Raw genomic sequence first — 21042 nt, 5'->3', positions numbered from 1 at the left:
ACGGCCTTATCCACATGATGGACGCCCCTTGGGGCGCCCGCCCCGCCTCTGCCACTATCCCTACTGATCCAGTGGGATTATGGGAGGGCAGGCGGGGTGGGATGAGCACGGAGATGACGACGCCCAGGGACGACACGCTCTGGCGGAGGGTCGTCCGCGACCTCGCCGACGATCTCGCCGTCGACGCGCACGCCCGCGACCGGGCGGGCCGGACCCCGCTCGACGAGGTCGAGCGGCTCCGGGAGGCGGGCCTCACCGCCTTCCTCACCGCGTCCGACCCGGCCGCCGGTCCCGGCGGCCACGGCGCCGACCTGCGCACCGCCTGTACGGCGGTGCGCGAACTCTCCGCCGCCGACAGCTCCGTGGGCGAACTCCTCGCCCACCACTACGCCCTGTCGTGGACCGGCCGCTTCCTCACCGCGCCCGGCACCCGGGGCGCGGAGCCCTTCGCCCGCCTCGACGCCCGGACGGCGGCCGAGGGCTGGCTGCTCGCCGGGGCGACCGAACCGGCACCGCGCGGCACCGGGCCGGGGCTCACCCTCACCCGGGCCGACCGGGGCGGCTGGCTCCTCGACGGCCGCCGCTCCTACGACTCCGCCGTCGCCGTCGCCGACCGGCTGGTGGTCGCGGCGCGGCCGGCCGGCACCGGCGACCTGCTGCTCGTCCTGGTCGACCCGGCCCATCCGGGGGTCCGCGCGGAACCGGCCGCGGACCGGGTGGGGCAGCGGCTCACCGGCGCCGGCACGGTGGCCTTCGACCAGGTGCCGGTGCCCCGGTCGCGGGTCCTGGGCACGGTGCCCGCCGACGAGCACGCGGTCGCCCCGTTCACCTCGCTCGCCCCCCTGGTGCTGCGGCTCCTCCTGGTGCACGTGGCGCTCGGCATCGCGGAGGGCGCGCTCGCCGAGGCGCGGGACGTGACCCGGGCGCGCCCGCCGGAGCCCGGCGCCGCGCCCGGCGACGACCGCCCGGCGGCCGGCGGACCGGCGGACCGCGGCGACGACCCGTACCTCCTGCTCTCCTACGGCGAGTTGGCGACCTCCGCGCACACGGCGGCGGCCGTCGCCGAGCGCGCCACCGACGCGCTGGCGCGCGGGCTGCGCGCGGGCTGGGCGCTCGGCGTGGAGGAGCGCGCCGACCTGGCGGTCGTGGTGTCCGCCGCCGAGACGGTGACCGGCCGGGCCGCGGTGCGGCTGACCACCCGGATCCTGGAGCTGGTCGAGGGGGCGCCGCCGGCCGCGCCGGGCGCCGGGGGCGGCGGTCCGGGCTTCGACCGCTTCTGGCGCAACGCCCGCGCGCTCACCGCCCGGACGCGGCCCGCGCACCGGCTCCGCGACATCGGCGACCACTACCTCCACGGCAGCCACGCCCGCCTCGCCCGCAGCGCCTGACGGGGGCGGCGCGATCCCCCGCCCTCGGCGGCCTCCCGGGTCGCCCCGTACACCGCCGCCACCACGACGAGCGTCAGCTCCGGGTTGAACATGTTCGACTCGGGGGCCGGAGGGGCGTACGGACCGGCATGTCGGGACCTGTGGCCCTCCCTCCGGACGGCCGATGGGCCCAAGCTGGGAGGCGACGAGGGACCGGCCGCCGGGCCGGACCCGTCCACCGCGAACAGGGAGGCAGTCGGATGACGCGCGAGGCCCAGGAGCCCCGTAGGACGGACCGGGCGATCGTGGCCGGGGTGGACGGCTCGCCGGAGAGCCTCGCCGCCGCCGAGTGGGCGGCGCGCGAGGCGGAGAACCGGCGGGTGCCGCTGCGGCTCGCCCACGCCTGGCGCTGGGAGCCGCTCGACCTGCCGCTGGTCCAGGACCCCACCGGGCTGGAGAAGGCCGCCCACGACCTGGTGCACGCGGCCGAGGCGGAGATCACCGCCCGCCACCCGGAGGTCGCGGTCAGCGCCTCCGTCCTCCCCGACACCCCGGTGGCCGCGCTGCTCGCCGCCCAGGAGGAGGCGGAGATGCTCGTCATCGGCTCGCGCGGGCACGGGGCCGTCGCCGGCTTCCTGCTCGGCTCGTACGGGCAGCAGGTCATCGCCGCCGCCACCCGCCCGGTGGTCTCGGTCCGCGCCCGCGACGGCGAGGCCGCCGAACCGCCCACGGGCGAGATCCTGGTGGGCCAGCAGGGCACCCCGGAGGACAGCGAGCCCGTGCTGCGCTTCGCCTTCGAGACCGCCGCCGCCCGGGGCGCCGCCATCCGCGCGGTGCGCGCCTGGAGCCTGCCGCCGCTCTACGCGTACAGCCCGGCCTCGATGCGGCTCGCCGACGACGCCGGCGGCCTGGTGCCCTTCGAGGAGAAGGCGCTGCGCGAGGCCCTCGCGCCCTGGCGGGAGCGGTACCCGTACGTGCCGGTGACCGAGCACGTGGAGCTGGGCAGCGCCGGACAGGTCCTGCTCACCACCTCCGGCGCCGCCCAGCTCCTGGTGGTGGGCCGCCGGGCCAGGCGCGGGGCGCTGGGGCAGCGGATCGGCTCGGTGGCGCACGCGGCGCTGCACCTCGCCCCGTGCCCGGTGGCGGTCGTCCCGCAGGGCTGACCCGGAAGGGGGAGCGGAAGCGGCGGCCCGGCGAACCGCCGCCCCGGCGCCTCGGGTTGACGCACGGGCTTGACCCTCCGGGTTGACCCGGGGTGTCGGGGCGGCGGGACGGGGAAAGCCTCGTTCCCGTCGCCCCGGCGGCTCGTCGGAGCCCCGGACCGGACGGCGGCGCGGTCGAGCGAACGGAGCCCCATGCGGTACGACGGTCCCCCCGGCCCCATCGAGCGGTCCCCCGCGCGCCCGGCCCCCGGCCGGCGCCGGGCCTTCTTCCGCACCGCCCCCTTCCGCACCGGAGCGGGCGCGGCCGCCCTCACCGTCCTGCTCGGCCTGTACGCGGCCGCCGCGCCGCCCTCCCCCTCCCCCGCTCCCGCCGCCGATGCCGTCGTCGCCCCGCGCGCGGCGGCCGGGGGCGGCGGGCCGGCGGCGCAGACCGGCGGGGTCCGCGCCGTCCCGGCCGCGGGGCAGGACCGGGCCTCCCGGTACGTGCGGGACGTCATCGCCCTCGTCAACGCCGAGCGGGAGAAGGCGGGTTGCGGTCCACTGCGGACCGAGAAGCGGCTGCGGAGGGCGGCCCAGGCGCACGCCGACGACATGGCGGCGCGCGACTACTACGCGCACGACACCCCGGAGGGGCGGGACGGCGGGGACCGGATCACCGCCACCGGCTACGGCTGGTCGCGGTGGGGCGAGAACATCCACAAGGGGCCGGCGACGCCGGAGCGGGCGATGCGGGACTGGATGGGGAGTCCGTCCCACCGGGCGAACATCCTCGACTGCGCGTTCCGCGACGTCGGGGCGGGTGTGGCCCTCACCGCCGACGGGCCGTGGTGGGTGCAGGACTTCGGCGCCCGGCGCTGAGCGCCCGGCCGGGTGCCCCCGGCGGCCTTCGCGGCGGTTCCCTCAGCCGAGCGGGGCGGCCAGTTCCTGCACCCAGACCGGGCCGCGCGGGCCGGGCACGGTGGCGACGCCCGTGTCCCGGTAGGAGCAGTCCAGCATGTTCCGCTCGTGGCCCGCGCCGTCCCGCCAGCCGTCGACCACGGCCGCCGGGGTCGGCTGGCCCTCCGCGAGGTTCTCCGCCCAGGCGGACCAGCGGTAGCCGGCCGCGGTGATCCGGGCGTCCGCGAGTTCGCCGCCGGGTCCGGCGTGGCCGTAGGAGTCGCGGGCCACCATGTCCCGGGCGTAGGCGCGGGCGGCGGCGGTCAGCCGGGGGTCGGTGCGCAGCGGGGCGCAGCCCGCCTCGGCCCGGAGCCGGTTGACCAGCTCGGTCACCCGCTCCCCCGGGCTCGGCGGCGGTGCGGTGGCGGTACGGGACGGGGCGGCGGCCGTCCGGGCCGGGGGCGTGGTGGCCGGGGCGGGCGGCGGCGTGCCGGCCGGCGCGGGGGTCGCCACCGGGGTGGTGGCGGGCGGCGCGAGGGAGGGCCGCCCGGGCGCGGGCCGGGCCTCCGGCGCGGTCCGCTCGGGGAGCGACAGCACGAGCGCCCCGAGCACGGCGACGGCCGCGACCCCGGCGGCCCCCGTCCGCCGTCCGGGCGTCCAGAACGGCCCGGCGGGCCCGGCCGCCGGGCCGGTGCCGGAGGGCGCGGGGCCGGCCCCGGGCGCCGGCCCCGCGGGCATCGGAGCCGTACCGGACATCGGCTCCGCACCGGGCGCCGGAGCCGTACCGGAGAGGGGTACGGGGGCCGGGTCGGGGCCGGAGAGGGGTATGGGGGCCGGGTCCGGGCCGGAGAGTGCGTGCGGGCCGGTGCCGGGGGCCGGGTCCGGGGCCGTGGTCCAGCCCACCGGTTCGGCCGCGAGGGCCTGGGCGGGGGCGGTGGTGTCGAGGAGGCCGGCGGCGAGGGGCGGGACGAGGCCGATGCCGACGAGGAGTCCCTCGACCGGGGCGAGCCGGCGGCGGCCGGTGCCGCAGCCGGGGCAGTCGCGCAGGTGGCGGGCGATCCGCTTGCGCCACAGCGGCGAGGGGCGGCCGTCCCAGGGGGTGAGGAGCGCGGCCAGTTCGGGGCAGCGCGGCCGGGCGTCGAGGGCGCCGACGACGGCGCGGCCGGTCTCCAGCCGCTCCTTCATCCGCTGGACGCGGACGGCGGCGTGGGCCGGGGAGAGGCCGAGGGCCTCGGCGAGGTCGGCGCGGGAGAGCTCGCCCGCGGCCTCCAGCCACCACAGGGAGAGCAGTTCGCCGTCCTCGCCGTCGAGCCAGCGGGTGGCGCGGGCGACGTCGCGGCGCTGCCCGGTCAGGCCGAGGCGGAGGATCGTGAGGTCGGTGAAGTCGCCGGCCGGGTCGGCGAGGTCGGCGGCCCGGTCGAGGCCGGGCACGGGCGCCTGCCGGCGTTCGTGCCAGCGGCGGCGGACCCCGTTCATGGCGATGGCGACGAGCCAGGAGCGGAAGCGGGCCGGGTCGCGGAGCCCGGGGAGCCCGTCGAGGGCGCGGACCAGCGTCTCCTGGACGACGTCGTCGGTGTCGGCGTGCCCGTCGAGGGCGCGCCCGACCACGTTGTGGACGAGCGGCAGGCAGGCGCGCACCAGTTCCTCCCTGGCGTGCGGGTCGCCCGCGCGCGCCGCCTCCACGAGGGCGGTCGTGCGCTGCTCGTCGCTGTGCATGGATGGTGCTCCCTTGTCCCCGGTCCGAGTCCCCGTGCCGGAGGAGACCCGGGGGACCGGAAGGGATAACACTTTTCGCCGGGGCCCCGCGGGGGCCCGGGACGCTAGACGGTCGGGTGCGGCAGGCGGGGCACGACGGCTCCGCCGCCCTCCCGTACGGCCTCCACGACGGCGTCGTGGAGTTCGCGGCTCTCCTCCTCCGAGGGACAGGGGACGGGACTTCCCGACATGGTGAACCAGTCGGAGGCGCCGCTGTACTGCACGGCCACGCGTGCCTCACCGTCGGCGAAGGTCGTGTGCACGGTCAGGTCGCCCGTGACGATTCCGCCTTCGACGGTCAGCACCCCACCACGCCCGGTGTAGACACCGGCGGTCGTCCAAGATGCCCAGCTCATGCCCTCCAGGGTCACACCCGGACGGCGTATCCGCCACCGCCGGGACGGCTCCGGAGAGAACCGCTCCGGTGGGGGCGCGGCGGCGGGGCGGACCGGCCGGGGTGCTCCGGCGGTGCGGGGTCCGGCCGGGGCCCGCACCGCGACCGCCCCGGCCGGAGGCGTTCCGGCCGGGGCGGTACGGGGTCGTGCGCCGGGTCAGGCGAGGGACGCGACGGCCTCGTTGAAGGTGGCGGACGGGCGCATCACGGCCGCGGCCCTGGCCGGGTCGGGCTGGTAGTAGCCGCCGATCTCGGCCGGGGCGCCCTGGACGGCGATCAGCTCGTCGACGATCTTCCGCTCGTTGGCGGCGAGCGTCTCGGCGAGCGGGGCGAACGCCTTGGCGAGCTCCGCGTCCTCGGTCTGGGCGGCCAGCTCCTGGGCCCAGTACAGGGCCAGGTAGAAGTGGCTGCCGCGGTTGTCGATGCCGCCGAGGCGGCGGGTCGGCGACTTGTCCTCGTTGAGGAAGGTGCCGGTGGCGCGGTCCAGGGTGTCCGCGAGGACCTGGGCGCGGGCGTTGCCCGTGGTGGTGGCCAGGTGCTCGAAGGAGGCGGCCAGCGCGAAGAACTCGCCGAGGGAGTCCCAGCGGAGGTAGTTCTCCTTGACGAGCTGCTGGACGTGCTTCGGGGCGGAGCCGCCGGCGCCGGTCTCGAAGAGGCCGCCGCCCGCCATCAGCGGGACGACCGACAGCATCTTGGCGCTGGTGCCCAGCTCCAGGATGGGGAAGAGGTCGGTCAGGTAGTCGCGCAGCACGTTGCCGGTGACGGAGATGGTGTCCTCGCCGCGGCGGATGCGCTCCAGGGAGAACTTCGTGGCCTCGACCGGGGACAGGATCTTGATGTCCAGGCCCTCGGTGTCGTGCTCCGGCAGGTACTGCTTCACCTTGGCGATGAGCTGCGCGTCGTGGGCGCGCTCCTCGTCCAGCCAGAAGACGGCCGGGGCGCCGGTGGCGCGGGCGCGGGTCACGGCGAGCTTGACCCAGTCCTGGATGGGGAGGTCCTTGGTCTGGCAGGCGCGGAAGATGTCGCCCTCGGCGACCTCCTGCTCCAGGACGGTGGCGCCGGAGGCGTCGACGAGGCGGACGGTGCCGGCCGCGGCGATCTCGAAGGTCTTGTCGTGGGAGCCGTACTCCTCGGCCTTCTGCGCCATGAGGCCGACGTTCGGGACGGAGCCCATGGTGGCCGGGTCGAAGGCGCCGTGGGCGCGGCAGTCCTCGATGACGGCCTGGTAGACGCCGGAGTAGCTGTGGTCCGGGAGGACCGCGAGGGTGTCGGCCTCCTGGCCGTCCGGGCCCCACATGTGGCCGGAGGTGCGGATCATGGCCGGCATCGAGGCGTCGACGATGACGTCGGACGGCACGTGCAGGTTGGTGATGCCCTTGTCGGAGTCGACCATGGCGAGGGCGGGGCCCTCGGCGAGCTCGGCGTCGAAGGACGCCTTGATCGCGTCGCCGTCCGGGAGGGCGGCCAGGCCGTTCAGGACGGTGCCGAGGCCGTCGTTGACGGAGAGGCCGGCGGCGGCCAGGGTCTCGCCGTACCGGGCGAAGGTCTTCGGGAAGAAGGCGCGCACGACGTGGCCGAAGATGATCGGGTCGGAGACCTTCATCATGGTGGCCTTGAGGTGCACGGAGAACAGGACGTCCTCGGCCTTGGCGCGGGCGATCTGCTCCGAGAGGAAGGTGCGCAGGGAGGCGACGCGCAGGACGGAGGCGTCGACGACCTCGCCCGCGATGACCTTCAGGGGGGCGCGCAGCTCGGTCACGGTGCCGTCGGCGGCGACGTGCTCGAAGCGGAGGGTGGTGTCCTCGGCGGCGACGAAGGACTTCTCGGTGCCGGCGAAGTCGTCCTCGGCCATGGTGGCCACGTTGGTCTTGGACTCGGGGGTCCAGGCGCCCATGCGGTGCGGGTGGTTCTTGGCGTAGTTCTTGACCGAGCCCGGGGCGCGACGGTCGGAGTTGCCCTCGCGCAGGACCGGGTTGACGGCCGAGCCCTTGATCTTGTCGTAGCGGGCGCGGACGTCCTGGTCCTGCTCCGTCTTCGGGTCGTCCGGGTAGTCCGGGAGGGCGTAGCCCTGCGCCTGGAGCTCGGCGATCGCGGCCTTCAGCTGCGGGATCGACGCGGAGACGTTGGGCAGCTTGATGATGTTGGCCTCGGGGGTCTTGGCCAGCTCGCCCAGCTCGGCGAGGGCGTCGCCGATGCGCTGGCCCTCCTCCAGGAAGTCGGGGAAGTTCGCGATGATCCGGCCCGCGAGGGAGATGTCCCGCGTCTCGACCGTGACTCCCGCCGTGGAGGCGTACGCCTGGATCACGGGCAGGAACGAGTAGGTCGCCAGGGCCGGCGCCTCGTCGGTGTGGGTGTAGATGATGGTCGAGTCAGTCACCAGGTGCTCCGCTCCACGTCTGCGTATCCAAGATTGCTCGACATCAAGATATCTCGTGATCGCGGTTCTCCGTAAAGGGGCCCACGAGCTCGCCCTGCTCGGGGGCTCCGGAGTCCTCCACGAAGGGGCCGCCGAGCCGGTACGGGGCCGGGCCGCCGTCCAGGTCGACGTGGCGGACCAGGGCCAGCAGGACGAGGCCGGCGGCCGCGCCGACACCGGCCGCGAGGGCCTGCCCGCAGCGGTGGGCGAGCCGGAGCTCCGCCGGGTCGTACGGGGCGGTGGCGGGCAGGCCGAGGGTGTCGCCGAGGAGCAGGAAACCGGCCGCGAGGCCGCCGGCGCCGAGCAGGGCGAGCGGCAGGGTGGCCGGCAGGCTCCGCAGGACGGTGCCGTGGCGGGGGCCGGGGCGGACCTTGCCGCGGCGGGCGAGGAGCGCGATCAGGCCGCACTGGACGGCGAGGGCGAGGAGCGCGGCGGCGATCACGTCGCCGGGGCGGTGGTCGCCCGCCGCGACCGAGTACGCGCCGAGGGCGACGGCCCACAGGGTGGCGGCGCCGACGACGAGGCCGCGGGGGCGGCGGGGCGTGACCAGGGCGAGGCCGAGGGCGACGCCGAAGGCGAGGGTGGCGGTGGCGCTGGGGAAGCCGCTGGGCGGCAGGGCTCCGGCGTCGGCGGCCGGGGGGCGGGGCGCGTACCCCTGGAGGAGTCCGGCGACGGCGAGGGAGACGGCGACGGCTCCGGCGGCCGCGCCGGTGAGCGCGTACCGCTTGCGCAGCAGTCCGAGGCCGGCGAGGAGGACGCAGGCGAGGACCAGGGAGAGGGTGGCGGCCCCGGCCAGGGAGGGATGGTCCCGAAGGAATTCGGCCACCCTGGTGTCGGCGCGGCGGCCGGTGACGGCGGCGTCGCTCCAGCGGCGGCCGGTCGCGGTGAGCACGAGGCCGGCGTAGACGACGGTGAGCAGCAGGACGGCCCCGAGGCAGGCCCGCCGGGTGCGGGTGCGCACCCGGGTGCTGAAGGAGTCTGCGGCCTCGCCGGCCACGGCGGCGTACCACCAGGTGTCACCGGCCCTCGGCGGTCTCGGGGAGCCGCCGGTGCGGAGCCTGTCGTAGGGAGCCATGGTCCGATTCGAACCCAGGGGCGACGCGGCCGCCCGCTGGATTCACCCGAACGACACGGCGGGTCGGCTGGCGGGGCGCGGGGCGGCCGGTCGTGACCGGTCCGTCCGGTGGCGGCCTGTCAGTCGCGGCTCCCCCGCACGCGCGCCGGCCCGCTCATGCCGTCGCCGGGTGAACGGACGGGGCGGAAGGGGCGCCGGGAGGGGGCGTCAGGAGGAGGCGCGGACGACGAGTTCGGTGGGGAGCATGTGGCGGGGCTGGTCGCCGGGTTCGCTCGGGGCGGCGATCTCCGCGAGCAGCAGCCGGGCCATGGTGCGGCCCATCTCCTCGATGGGCTGGCGGACGCTGGTGAGCGGCGGGTCCATGAGGCGGGCGACGGCGGAGTCGTCGACGCCGACGAGGGCGACGTCGTCGGGGACGGTGCGGCCGGCCTCCCGGAGCACGGCGCGGGCACCGGCCGCCATGACGTCGGAGGCGGCGAAGACGGCGTCCAGGCCGGGTCGCCGGTCGAGCAGTTCGCGCATGGCGCGGCGGCCGCCCTCCTCGGTGAAGTCGCCGGTGGCGACGAGGGCTTCGTCCGGGGCGAGGCCCGCCTCGGCGAGGCCCTCGCGGTAGCCGTCGAGGCGGCAGCGGGCGCCGTACATGTCGAGCGGACCGGTGATGGTGGCGACCCGGCGGCGGCCCCGGGCGGCGAGGTGGGCGACGGCGGTGCGGCCGGCGCCGGTGTTGTCGGAGTCGACGAAGGCGACGGGTTCGTCCTCGCGGCGGCGGCCGTTGAGGACGGCGGGCAGGCCGAGGGCGCGGACCTGGTCGGGCAGCGGGTCGTCGGCGTGCACGGAGACGAGGAGGACGCCGTCGACGCGCTGGGCGGCGAGGTACTGCTCGAAACGCTGCCGCTCCTGGTCGCTGCGGATCAGGGTGAGCAGCAACTGCTTGTCGGCGGCGGCGAGTTCGCCGCTGACGCCGCGGATGATGTCGAGGAAGTACGGTTCGGCGAAGAGGCGCGCCTCGGTCTCGGGGATGACGAGGGCGACGGCGTCGGTGCGGCTTCCGGCGAGGGCGCGGGCGGCGCGGTTGGGGACGTAGCCGAGTTCGGCGACGGCCCGCTCGACGGCTTCCCTGGCCTGTTCGCTCACCTTGGGCGAGCCGTTGATGACCCGGGAGACCGTGCCCCGGCCGACGCCCGCGCGGGCCGCGACCTCCTCCAGGGTGGGCCTGCCGGTCCGCCGTCCGCTCGCCGCCATGTGCCGCTTCTCCCCTCGGCCCCGGGGCGTCGCCCGCCCGCGCTGTCCGGCGAACCTATCAGGCGGGCGGGCGGGTTCCGGCGGGTTCAGCCCTCGGTGGGGGCGAGCTCCGCCATCGGGCCCCAGCCCGGCTGCGGCACCTCGACGTTGATGATCTCGGGGGTGGCGGCGACGGCCCCGGCCATGGCGGCGAGCCCGGCGGCGAAGTGGTCGGAGGCGACGTGGACGGCGCCGGCCTCGGCGTCGGCGAAGCCCTCCAGGAGGGTGAAGACGTTCGGGTCGTCGACCCCGCGCGACCAGTCGAAGAAGAGGTTGCCCGGCTCCTCGCGGGTGGCGCGGGTGAAGTCGGCGACCCGGTCGAGCCACTGGTCGGCGAGGTCGGGGCGGACGGTGAAGCGGACGGCGATGAAGATCATGCCGTCAGGCTGCGCCGGGCGGGCGGGCCGGGGCCAGCCGGGGCGGTCAGGATTCCGGCAGGGCCGGAAAGCCGGGGACGGCGCGGGCGAGGGCGGCCCGGACGGCGCCCTGGCGGCGGGCGAACTCCGCGGTGGGCAGGGAGACCGAGAGGGCGTGCACGATGCCGTCGCCCCGGTCGGGCACGGCGACGGCGAGGCAGGCGTGGGCGAGGTCGGCCTCGCCGAGGGAGACCGCGTAGCCCTGGCCCCGGACGGTCGCCATCTCGGCCTCGAAGCGGTCGGCGCCGGTGATGGTCCGCTCGGTGAGGCGGGCCATGCCGTGGTCGGCGAGGTAGCGGCGGCGCCGGGCGCGCGGCAGCGCGGCGAGCAGCGCCTTGCCGTGCGCGGTGGCGTGGGCGCGGGCCTCCGGGCCGGGCGCGAAGGGGTGGGCGGTGTCGGTGACGGGGGCGGTGGTGTCGACGACGGTGATCAGGCCGTCGCGGTAGGCGGTGTGGTACGCCTCCGCGCCGGTCGCCCGGCGCAGCAGCCCGAGGAGTTCGCCGGTGGAGGCGCCGAGTCCGTGGTGGCGGAGGTGGGCGCGGTGCAGGGCGGGGACCCGGGGCCCGGGGGCGTATCCCCCGGCGGTGCGGACGAGGTGGCCGCGCGCGAGGAGCGGGCCGGCCAGGTGGTAGACGGTGGACAGGGCGCAGCCGAGTTCGCGGGCCAGGGCCTTGGCGCCGACCGGCCGTCCGGCGTCGGCCACGGCGTCGAGCAGGTCGAGCGCCCGCTCGACGGAGCGCGGCCCGGCGCCGGAAGCGGCGGAGCCGGGGCCGGAAGGACCGGAGAGGTCGGCGGGGTCGGCGGGGTCGGCGGGGTCGGCGGGGTCGGCGGGGTCGGCGGGGTCGGCGGGGTCGGCGGCGGGCATCCGACCAGGGTAGCCGGGCGCTCCCGAGGGGTAGGGACACCGTGTGACGGGGCGGCTCCGGACCGTATCACCGCAGGTCAAAGCTCACTTATGTGCATTTAACACTTTTTCGGCGTACCGTCTTCGGGATCCCCTGACGCCTATCGACCGGGAGAGCGCGTGCCCCGCCCCAGGACCGACCATGCCCCGACGCCCGCCACCGGAAGCCGCCCACGGCTGCGGACGGTCGCCGTCGCCGCGGGCGTCGTCGCCGTCGCGGCGGGCGGCCTGTACGCGACCGGCCTGGCGACGACCGGCGACGACATATCCGCCGGCACGCACGTCGGCGGCGTCGACATAGGCGGGCTGAGCACCGCCGCGGCCGCCGAGCGGCTGCGGGCGCAGGCCCCGGCCGCCTGGACCGCGCCGATCTCCGTGACGGTCGGCGGGAAGACCGAGCGCGTGGACCCGGCCGACGCCGGGCTGACCGTGGACGCGGAGGCGACCGCCGAGCGGGCCGCCGACCCGTCCCGCGATCCCGTCACCGTCATCGGCCGCCTCTTCTCCTCCGGCGACCGCGCGATCGAGCCGGTCCTCGCGCACGACCCGGCGAAGACGGACGCGGCGGTGGCCGCGCTGGCGAAGCGGAGCGACCGGGCCGTCACCGAGGGCGCGGTCGCCTTCCGGGACGGGAAGGCCGTGGAGACCCGGCCGGTCGCCGGGCAGAAGCTGGACACCGGGAAGGCCGCCGAGGCGCTGCGGGCCGCCTACCCGTCGGCCCCCGGCGCCTCCGCCGTGAGCCTGCCGGTGGCCGTGACGCAGCCGAAGCTGCCCGCCGCCGAGGTGACCCGCTTCCTCGACGCGTACGCGAAGCCCGCCGTCTCCGGCCCGGTCACCCTGGCCGTCGGCGACCAGAAGCTGCGGATATCGGCCGCCACTCTGAGCGACCACCTGACGGTGAAGAACGACAACGGCACCCTGCGCGGCTCCCTCGACCCGGCCGCGCTGCTGCGCGACCCGGACGTCTCCCGTCCGCTCGCCGCCATGACCGGCGCGCCCGTGGAGGGCGCCCTCGGCCTGCGGGACGGCAAGGTCGTCGTCGTGCGGGAGGGCAAGGCGGGCCGCGAGGTGACGGCGAAGGCCCTCGGCGAGGCGGTGGACCCGCTGCTGACCCGTACCGGGGAGGCCGCCCGGACGGCGACCGTGGCCACCAAGGTCACCCAGCCGCGGGTCAGCAAGGTGAACCTGCCCACGCTCGGCGTCACCGAGCGGATGTCCAGCTTCACGGTGAACTTCCCCAAGGCCCCCTACCGGACCGTGAACATCGGCCGGGCCGCCGAGCTGATCAACGGCTCCGTCGTGCAGCCGGGCCAGATCTGGAGCTTCAACCGGACGGTCGGCGAGCGGACCCCGGAGAACGGCTTCGTCGACGGCACGATGATCCTCGACGGCCGCTACCAGGAGGCGCCCGGCGGCGGCGTGTCGGCGGTGGCGACCACCGTCTTCAACGCGGTCTTCTTCGCCGGTCTGGAGCCGGTCGAGTACGGCGCCCACTCCTTCTACATCGAGCGCTACCCGGCGGGCCGGGAGGCGACCGTCGCCTGGGGCAGCCTCGACCAGCGCTTCCGCAACAACACCGACAAGCCGGTCTACATCGCGGCGAGCGCCACCGACACCTCGATCACCATCACCTTCTACGGCACGAAGAAGTACGACTCGGTGGAGGCGGTGGCCGGTCCGCGCACCCACCTCACCCAGCCGAGGAAGATCAAGGGCAGCGGCGAGCAGTGCGTCGCGCAGGCGCCGCTCCAGGGCTTCGACATCTCCGTCGACCGGGTCTTCAAGAACGCCGGCCAGGAGGTCAAGCGGGAGACCTTCAAGACCCACTACACCCCGCGCGACGAGGTCGTCTGCAACTGACCCGGAGCGCCCCGGCGGGTGTCCCGCCCGCCGGGCCGGGGCATGCATGCCTGGGGTGCGGCCCGCCCGGACCGCACCGAGCCGCCGGAGGCGTGCCGTGCCAGAGCGCGATGGGACACCCCCCTATGCCCGGCTGCTGGCCGGGGCCGTCCGGGACGGCGTGTGCCCGGGGGCCGTGTGGGCCGCCGGGGACGCGGCGGGCGTCCGCTCGGCGGGGGCGGTCGGCCTCCTGGACCCGGCCCGGCCGGGCGAGCCGGTGCGCCCGGACACCCGCTACGACGTGGCGAGCCTGACGAAGGTCCTCGCCGTGTGGGGCGTGGTGGGCACCCTGGTGGACGCCGGGAAGCTGGACCCGGCCGCGCCGCTCGGCACGTACTGGCCGGCGGCGGCCGGACGCCCCGCCGGCGCCCTCACCGCGCACCACCTGCTGACCCACACGGCCGGCCTGCCGCTGCGGGCCAACCTCCGCTTCCTGTACGGCTCCGATCCGCAGGACGTGCGGGACGGGGTGCTCGCCGAGCCGCTGCGGCACCGGCCGGGCGCGGCCGTGGCCTACACCGACCGGGCGGCGCTGATCCTGGGCTGGCTGGCCGAGCACCTGGCGGGCCGGCCGCTCGCCCGGCTGGCCCGGGAGCGCGTCTGGGAGCCGCTCGGCATGGCCGCCACCGGGTTCGGGCCGCTGGAGCCGGTGGCGGCGGCCCGGTGCGCGCCGACCGAGTTCGACGAGGAGAGCGGTCGTCACCTGCGCGGGACGGTGCACGACTTCTCGGCCCGGCTGCTGGGCGGGGTGTGCGGGATCGCGGGGGTGTTCACGACGGCCGGGGACACCGGCCGGTTCCTGCGCGGGGTGCTCGCGCCGCCGTCCGGCACCTTCTCCCCCGCCTGGGTGGCGGCCTCGCTGCGGGTCGGCACCGGCGGACTCGTACCGCCGCGCGGGCTGTTGTGGCATCCGGCGCCGGGCACCGGGCCGGCCGACGACGTGTGGGCGCACTTCGGCTTCACCGGGACGGCGATGTGGGTGTCCCCGGCGCGGGACCGCTGGGCGGTCCTGCTGACGAACCGGCTGTACGTGACCCGCGACCCGGCACCGCTGGCCCGGGTCCGCGAGGAGTTCCGGGCGCACGCCTTCGCCTGACCCGGCGCCGGACCATCCCCCGCGAGTGTGAGGTTTCGGACACGCGTTCAGGGGCCCCTGTCGGCGTGAAGAGGCCCCGGGTTACCATATGAGCGCCGTCTAGCTCGAAAGATAAATCTTGTGACTGTCAATGATGACTCGTTCACCAGCTGGAAGAACCGCGAGGAGATCGCGGAGTCGATGATCCCGATCATCGGGAAGCTGCACCGTGAGCAGGACGTCACCGTCCTGGTCCACAGCCGCTCCCTGGTGAACAAGTCGGTGGTCAGCATCCTCAAGACCCACCGCTTCGCCCGCCAGATCGCCGGTGAGGAGCTCTCGGTCACCGAGACGCTGCCTTTCCTGCAGACGCTCACCACGCTCGACCTCGGCCCCTCCCAGATCGACATCGGCATGCTCGCCGCCGAGTACAAGGCCGACTCGCGCGGCCTGACGGTCGGGGAGTTCACCGCGGAGGCCGTCGCCGGCGCCACGGGCGCGAACAAGATCGAGCGCCGTGACGGCCGCGACGTGGTCCTCTACGGCTTCGGCCGCATCGGCCGCCTCGTCGCCCGCCTCCTCATCGAGAAGGCCGGTTCGGGCAACGGCCTGCGCCTGCGCGCCATCGTCGTGCGCGGCGGCGGCGAGGCCGACCTCGTCAAGCGCGCCTCCCTGCTGCGCCGGGACTCGATCCACGGCCAGTTCCAGGGCACGATCACGGTCGACGAGGCGAACAGCACCATCGTCGCCAACGGCAACACCATCAAGGTGATCTACGCCAACGACCCCTCCGAGGTCGACTACACGGCGTACGGCATCGAGAACGCCATCCTGATCGACAACACCGGCAAGTGGCGCGACCGCGAGGGCCTCTCCACGCACCTGCGCCCCGGCATCGACAAGGTCGTCCTGACCGCGCCCGGCAAGGGCGACGTGCCCAACATCGTGCACGGCGTCAACCACGACACGATCAAGCCGGACGAGCAGATCCTGTCCTGCGCCTCCTGCACCACCAACGCGATCGTCCCGCCGCTCAAGGCGATGGACGACGAGTACGGCGTGCTGCGCGGCCACGTGGAGACCGTCCACTCGTTCACGAACGACCAGAACCTCCTGGACAACTACCACAAGGCCGACCGCCGCGGCCGCTCCGCGCCGCTCAACATGGTGATCACCGAGACCGGTGCCGCCTCGGCCGTCGCCAAGGCGCTGCCGGAGCTCAAGGCCCCGATCACCGGCAGCTCCATCCGCGTGCCGGTGCCGGACGTCTCGATCGCCATCCTGAGCCTGCGCCTGGGCCGCGAGACCACCCGCGACGAGGTGCTGGAGTACCTGCGCGACGTCTCGCTGCACTCGCCGCTGAAGCGCCAGATCGACTTCACCACGGCTCCCGACGCCGTCTCGATGGACTTCGTGGGCTCGCGCCACGCCTCCATCGTGGACGCCGGCGCGACCAAGGTCGACGGCGACAACGCGATCCTGTACCTGTGGTACGACAACGAGTTCGGCTACTCCTGCCAGGTCATCCGGGTCGTCCAGCACGTCTCGGGCGTCGAGTACCCGACCTTCCCGGCGCCGGCGGTCTGATCCGGCCCCGCGCCCCGCGCACGCGAACGGCGCGCCGCACTCCCCGGAGGAGCGCGGCGCGCCGTTCGCGCGTGCCGGGTCAGTTCTTCTTGCGCACCGGGCGCAGGGCGCCGGTCGCCGGTTCGACCGGCTCGTCGCGGGCCTCGGCCCAGAGCGAGCGGACGTGGCCGAGGTGGCGCATCATGCACGCCTCCGCGCCCGCCCGGTCGCGGGCGATCATCAGGTCGAGGAGTTCGGTGTGCTCCTCGGCGGAGGTGACCAGCTTGCCCGCCTCGTCCAGGCCCGTCAGGCCGTAGAGCCGGGAGCGCTTACGCAGGTCGCCCACCGTCTCCACCAGCCGGTCGTTGCCGCCCAGGCCGAGGAGGGTGAGGTGGAACTGCCGGTCCGCCTCCAGATAGCCGATCAGGTTGTGGTCGCGGGCGTTGACCACGATCTCCTCGGCCAGCGGGCGCAGCTCCTCCAGCTGCTCGGTCGTCGCCGTCTCGGTGACGCGGCCGACCGTGGGCACCTCGATGAGCATCCGCAGTTCGGTGCACTGGTCGAGTTCGCGCTCGCTGACCTCGGTGATCCTGAAGCCCTTGTTGCGGACCGGCTCGACCAGGCCCTCGCGGGCGAGGTCGAGCATGGCCTCGCGGACCGGGGTGGCCGAGACCCCGAGCTCGGCCGCCAGCCCGGGGGCCGAGTAGACCGTGCCCGGCTTCAGCTCCCCCGCGGTGAGCGCCGCGCGCAGCGCGTGGCCCACCTGGTCGCGAAGCCGCTCCTGGGCCTTGATGAGACTGTGCTGCTTCAGGTCACCCACGCCGTTCCTCCGAGAATCCGCAGGCGCCCAGCGTACAATGTCACGTTGCTCAGGCCGGGGCCGCCCGGTGGACCGCCACGGCCACGGCCAGATCCTCCCAGGCCATGCCCACGCTCTTGAAGAGGCGGGGGGCACCTGTCGGCGCGAGCGGGGCGGGTCCCCGTACGAGGTCGGCGAGGGTGCCGGTGATGTGCCCGGGGCCGATCGCCCCCTCCGCCTCCGGGATCAGCAGGTCACCGGCCTCCCGCAGGGCCGCCGCCCGCGCCTCGACGTAGACCTCGGCCCGGCGGACCAGGGCGGTGTCGGTCTCGCGGGCGTCCGGCTCGTGCGAGCCGACCGCGACGACCACCGCCCCCGGGGCCACCCGGCGGCCGTCGAAGAGCGGGGTCCGCGCGGTGGTGCAGCACACCACCAGGTCGGCCCCGTCCACCTCCTCGGCGGTGCCGGTACGGGCCTCGGGGACGCCGAGCGCGAGGGCGTGCGCGGCGAGCGCGGCGGCCCGGTCCCGGTCGCGCGCCACCACGGTGGCGGAGGCGAGCTTCCGGACCGCGAGGAGCGCCTCCAGGTGTCCGTACGCCTGCGGTCCCGAGCCGAAGACCACCAGCCGCAACGGCCGGTCGTCGGGGGCGAGGTGACGGACCGCCAGGGCGGAGACGGCGGGGGTGCGCAGGGCGGTGAGCGCGGCGCCGTCGAGGAGGGCGGCGGGCTGGAGGGTGGTCCCGTCGAGCAGGAGGTAGCTGCCGGTGATGCGGGGCAGTCCGCGGGCCGCGTTGCCGGGCGCCACCCCGGCGATCTTCACGCCCGCCCAGTCGCCGGCCGCGGCGGGCATGAGGAGCAGTTCGCCGGCGGGGACGGGGACGGCGGAGCGCGGCGGGCACGCCTCCGGGTCGAGGCCGTCGCGCAGGACGGCGGCCAGTGCCTCGACGGCGGCGGCCGGGGTGAGCCGCCGGAGCACCTCGGCGCCGTCGAGGCGGGGCGGGGCGTCCGGGCCGCTCACAGGAGGAACCCCGTGCCGACCGGGTCGTCCGGGTCGAGCGTGAAGAGGGTCTCGCCGGTGCGGTGGGCGGTGCCGGTGACCTCGGTGACGAGGCCGTCGGCGGGGTCGCCGCCGGGCAGGACCCGGCCGGTGAAGACGGTTCCGGCGATCGACTCGTGGGTGAGGACCCGGCCCTCCTCCAAGAGGCCGTCGGCGGCCAGCAGGGCGAGCCGGGCGGAGGTGCCGGAGCCGCACGGGGAGCGGTCGATCTGGCCGTCGGCGAAGACGGTGACGTTCCGCTGGCGCGGCCCTTCGGGGGTGTCGGGCAGGTCCTCGTGGAGGATCACGCCGTAGACGCCGGAGAGGAGGGGGCCGTCGGGGTGCCAGGTGCCGGGGTGGCCGGCCAGCGCGTGCCTGATCTCCCGTCCCGCCCGGGTGAGTTCGGGCAGGGACGCCTTCTTCACGGAGAGGCCGAGGTCGCGGGCGGCGACGGAGGCGTAGCAGGCGCCGGCGTGGGCGAGGTCGGCCTCGACGACGCCGAGTCCGGTGGCGACGGGCACCTTGCGGGCGGTGACCCGGGCGGGCACGTTGCGGAAGGTGACGCCGGTGGTGCGGCCGGCGGAGCGGTGGACGGTGGCGGTGACCCGGCCGGAGGGCACGTCGATGCGGACGGGCACGTCCCGGTCGTCCTCGCCGGCCGGGACGAGGCCGCTGTCGACGGCCCAGGCGGCGAGGGCGATGGTGCCGTGGCCGCAGGCGGTGGAGAAGCCGTCCTTGTGCCAGAAGAGGACGCCGAGGTGGGCGCCGTCGTCGTCGGGCGGGACGACGAAGCCGCCGTACATCCCGGCGTGGCCGCGCGGTTCCTGGACGAGGAGGCGGCGCAGCGTGTCGAGGGGGCCGGGGCGGGGGGCGGTGCCGGAGCCGCCCGCGCCGATGGCGGTGGCGCACCGCTCGGCGACGGTGTCGCCGGGGGCGGGCGGCAGGCCGTCGGCGACGATCCGGAAGGGCTCGCCGGCGGTGTGGTAGTCGATGACGCGGATCCCGTCCGCGAAGGGGCCGGTCACAGCAGGAATCCGGCGGGGAAGGGGTCGGTGGGGTCGAGGAAGTACTGGGCGGTGCCGGTGATCCAGGCCCGTCCGGTGACGGTGGGGACGACGGCGGGCCGGCCGCCGACGGTGGCGGCGGCGACGAGCCGTCCGGTGAACTCGGTGCCGATGAAGGACTCGTTGACGAAGTCGGTGTCCATCGGGAGCAGGCCGCGGGCGTGCAGCTGGGCCATCCGGGCGCTGGTGCCGGTGCCGCACGGGGAGCGGTCGAACCAGCCGGGGTGGATGGCCATGGCGTGCCGGGAGCGGACGGCGTCGGAGCCGGGGGCGGCGAGGTAGACGTGCTTGACGCCCGCGACGGCCGGGTCCTCGGGGTGGACGGGCCGGTCGTCGCCCGCGTTGATCGCGTCCATGATCGCCAGTCCGGCGGTGATCAGGTCCTGCTTGCGGGCGCGGTCGAAGGGCAGGCCGAGGGCGTCGAGTTCGACGAAGGCGTAGAAGTTGCCGCCGTAGGCGAGGTCGTAGGTGACGGTGCCGAGGCCGGGGACCTCGGTCTTGAGGTCGAGTCCGACCGCGAAGGCGGGGACGTTGGTGAGCGTGACGGAGCGGGCGGCGCCGTCCTCCACCCGGACGTCGGCCGAGACCAGGCCGGCGGGGGTGTCGAGGCGGACGGTGGTGACCGGTTCGGTGACCGGGACCATGCCGGTCTCGACGAGGACGGTGGCGACGCCGATGGTGCCGTGGCCGCACATCGGGAGCAGGCCGGAGACCTCGACGAAGAGGACTCCGTAGTCGGCGTCGGGGCGGGTGGCGGGCTGGAGGATCGCGCCGCTCATGGCGGCGTGGCCGCGCGGCTCGTACATGAGCAGGGTGCGCAGGTCGTCGCGGTGCTCGATGAAGTGGAGCCGCTTCTCGGCCATGGTGGCGCCGGGGATCACTCCCACGCCGCCGGTGATCACGCGGGTGGGCATGCCCTCGGTGTGGGAGTCCACCGCGTGGTAGACGTGTCGGGTGCGCATGGGCTGGTCTTCTCCCCCTCTGGGCTAGCGGAGGCCCTCGGCCAGGGCCTTCTCGGTGGCGGCGCGGACACCGGCCTCGACGGCGCCGGTGAGCGGCAGGCGCGGGGCGCGGGTGGGGCCGCCGGGGCGGCCGGCGAGGTCCATGGAGAGCTTGATGGCCTGGACGAACTCGGTCTTGGAGTCCCAGCGGTAGAGGCTGTGCAGGGACTTGTAGAGCGGGAGGGCGGTGGCGAGGTCTCCGGCGACGGCGGCCCGGTAGAGCGCGTTGGCGGACTCGGGCAGGGCGTTGGGGTAGCCGGCGATCCAGCCGACGGCCCCGGCGAGGGCGAGTTCGAGGAGGACGTCGTCGGCGCCGATGAGGAGGTCGAGGCCGGGGGCGAGTTCGGCGATCTCGTAGGCGCGGCGGACGTCGCCGCTGAACTCCTTGACGGCGACGATGTGGCCGTCGGCGTGCAGCCGGGCGAGGCGGGCGGGGGTGAGGTCGACCTTGGTGTCGATGGGGTTGTTGTAGGCGACGATCGGCACGCCCGCCTTGGCGACCTCGGCGTAGTGGGCGCGGACGGCGTCCTCGTCGGCGCGGTAGGCGTTGGGCGGCAGGAGCAGGACGGAGCCCGCGCCGGCCTCGGCGGCCTGCTCGGCCCAGCGGCGGGACTCGGCGCTGCCGTAGGCGGCGACGCCGGGCATGACGCGGGAGCCGTCACCGGCGGCCTCGACGGCGGTGCGGACGACCGCGGCGCGCTCGGCGTCGGTGAGGGTCTGGTACTCGCCCAGCGAGCCGTTGGGGACGACGCCGTCGCAGCCGTTGGCGAGGAGCCAGCGGACGTGCTCGGCGTAGGCGTCGAGGTCGACGGAGAGGTCCTCGCGCAGCGGCAGCGTGGTGGCGACCATGATGCCGTGCCAGGGGCGGATGCGGGTGTCGGTCATCGTACGGACTCCTTTGTAGTGTGTGACATTTTACTAGGGGGCGGGCGGCGCCCACAAGAGTGTGAACGCC

At 75.7% G+C, this 21042-nt stretch carries 18 protein-coding genes; 6 read left to right on the top strand and 12 right to left on the bottom strand.

Annotation, left to right across the window (positions count from 1 at the left end; genetic code table 11):
* The first annotated feature begins 113 nt into the window (after positions 1-113).
* The 3 genes from IE219_RS16340 (at position 114) to IE219_RS16330 (ending at position 3388) form a co-directional block, all read left to right on the top strand.
* Positions 114-1388, top strand: a complete 1275-nt coding sequence (locus IE219_RS16340; RefSeq protein WP_229849788.1) for an acyl-CoA dehydrogenase family protein — start codon at positions 114-116, stop codon at positions 1386-1388.
* A gap of 239 nt (positions 1389-1627) precedes the next feature.
* Positions 1628-2530 carry a universal stress protein gene (locus IE219_RS16335; protein WP_189977887.1) on the top strand — a complete coding sequence of 301 codons (903 nt, stop codon included), beginning with the start codon at positions 1628-1630 and terminating at the stop codon, positions 2528-2530.
* A gap of 192 nt (positions 2531-2722) precedes the next feature.
* Entirely contained in the window at positions 2723-3388 is a 666-nt protein-coding gene (locus IE219_RS16330) for a CAP domain-containing protein (protein ID WP_189977885.1), read from the top strand.
* A 42-nt stretch (positions 3389-3430) separates the two neighbouring features.
* On the opposite strand, the gene IE219_RS16325 is transcribed toward IE219_RS16330, so the two are convergent.
* The 7 genes from IE219_RS16325 to IE219_RS16295 all read right to left on the bottom strand — a co-directional run bounded on the left by IE219_RS16325 (position 3431) and on the right by IE219_RS16295 (position 11608).
* Positions 3431-5122: a sigma-70 family RNA polymerase sigma factor gene (locus IE219_RS16325; RefSeq protein WP_189977883.1), complete on the bottom strand. Its 1692-nt coding sequence runs from the start codon at positions 5120-5122 to the stop codon at positions 3431-3433.
* A gap of 104 nt (positions 5123-5226) precedes the next feature.
* The gene (locus tag IE219_RS16320; protein ID WP_189977881.1) at positions 5227-5517 is read right to left on the bottom strand and encodes a hypothetical protein; all 291 of its coding nucleotides are present in this window, start codon (positions 5515-5517) and stop codon (positions 5227-5229) included.
* 195 nt (positions 5518-5712) lie between these two features.
* Positions 5713-7932 carry an NADP-dependent isocitrate dehydrogenase gene (locus tag IE219_RS16315; RefSeq protein ID WP_189977879.1) on the bottom strand — a complete coding sequence of 740 codons (2220 nt, stop codon included), beginning with the start codon at positions 7930-7932 and terminating at the stop codon, positions 5713-5715.
* Positions 7933-7975: 43 nt separating this feature from the next.
* Complete coding sequence (locus tag IE219_RS16310; protein WP_189977877.1) at positions 7976-9046, bottom strand: phosphatase PAP2 family protein; 1071 nt, start codon at positions 9044-9046, stop codon at positions 7976-7978.
* Positions 9047-9253: 207 nt separating this feature from the next.
* A complete protein-coding gene (locus tag IE219_RS16305; protein WP_189977875.1) occupies positions 9254-10288 on the bottom strand; it encodes a LacI family DNA-binding transcriptional regulator in 1035 nt (344 codons plus the stop codon).
* An 86-nt stretch (positions 10289-10374) separates the two neighbouring features.
* Positions 10375-10704 carry a putative quinol monooxygenase gene (locus tag IE219_RS16300; RefSeq protein WP_189977873.1) on the bottom strand — a complete coding sequence of 110 codons (330 nt, stop codon included), beginning with the start codon at positions 10702-10704 and terminating at the stop codon, positions 10375-10377.
* Between the two features lie 46 nt (positions 10705-10750).
* A complete protein-coding gene (locus IE219_RS16295; protein ID WP_189977871.1) occupies positions 10751-11608 on the bottom strand; it encodes an IclR family transcriptional regulator in 858 nt (285 codons plus the stop codon).
* Positions 11609-11767: 159 nt separating this feature from the next.
* Between IE219_RS16295 and IE219_RS16290 the strand changes: the two genes are divergently transcribed.
* The 3 genes from IE219_RS16290 (at position 11768) to IE219_RS16280 (ending at position 16208) form a co-directional block, all read left to right on the top strand.
* Complete coding sequence (locus tag IE219_RS16290; RefSeq protein ID WP_189977869.1) at positions 11768-13507, top strand: VanW family protein; 1740 nt, start codon at positions 11768-11770, stop codon at positions 13505-13507.
* Between the two features lie 97 nt (positions 13508-13604).
* Positions 13605-14642 carry a serine hydrolase domain-containing protein gene (locus tag IE219_RS16285; RefSeq protein ID WP_229849787.1) on the top strand — a complete coding sequence of 346 codons (1038 nt, stop codon included), beginning with the start codon at positions 13605-13607 and terminating at the stop codon, positions 14640-14642.
* A 120-nt stretch (positions 14643-14762) separates the two neighbouring features.
* Complete coding sequence (locus IE219_RS16280) at positions 14763-16208, top strand: glyceraldehyde-3-phosphate dehydrogenase (protein ID WP_189977865.1); 1446 nt, start codon at positions 14763-14765, stop codon at positions 16206-16208.
* A gap of 79 nt (positions 16209-16287) precedes the next feature.
* On the opposite strand, the gene IE219_RS16275 is transcribed toward IE219_RS16280, so the two are convergent.
* The 5 genes from IE219_RS16275 to IE219_RS16255 are packed head-to-tail and all read right to left on the bottom strand — an operon-like array spanning position 16288 to position 20972.
* Positions 16288-17007, bottom strand: coding sequence for a GntR family transcriptional regulator (locus IE219_RS16275; RefSeq protein ID WP_189977863.1), 720 nt, complete (start codon positions 17005-17007; stop codon positions 16288-16290).
* 49 nt (positions 17008-17056) lie between these two features.
* Positions 17057-18004, bottom strand: coding sequence for an ornithine cyclodeaminase family protein (locus IE219_RS16270; RefSeq protein WP_189977861.1), 948 nt, complete (start codon positions 18002-18004; stop codon positions 17057-17059).
* Positions 18001-19056, bottom strand: coding sequence for a proline racemase family protein (locus IE219_RS16265; RefSeq protein ID WP_229849804.1), 1056 nt, complete (start codon positions 19054-19056; stop codon positions 18001-18003). The genes IE219_RS16270 and IE219_RS16265 overlap by 4 nt, the downstream gene beginning before the upstream one ends.
* Positions 19044-20048 carry a proline racemase family protein gene (locus IE219_RS16260; RefSeq protein WP_189977859.1) on the bottom strand — a complete coding sequence of 335 codons (1005 nt, stop codon included), beginning with the start codon at positions 20046-20048 and terminating at the stop codon, positions 19044-19046. Before IE219_RS16260 ends, IE219_RS16265 begins: the two co-directional genes overlap by 13 nt.
* Positions 20049-20072: 24 nt before the next feature.
* Positions 20073-20972, bottom strand: coding sequence for a dihydrodipicolinate synthase family protein (locus IE219_RS16255; protein WP_189977857.1), 900 nt, complete (start codon positions 20970-20972; stop codon positions 20073-20075).
* Between the last annotated feature and the right edge of the window lie 70 nt (positions 20973-21042).

It is taken from the genome of Streptomyces termitum (assembly GCF_014650175.1).
GTDB classification, from domain to species: Bacteria; Actinomycetota; Actinomycetes; order Streptomycetales; family Streptomycetaceae; genus Streptomyces; species Streptomyces termitum.
Note: the sequence above shows the minus strand (reverse complement) of the source record. Positions and strands in the feature narration are given on the sequence as shown.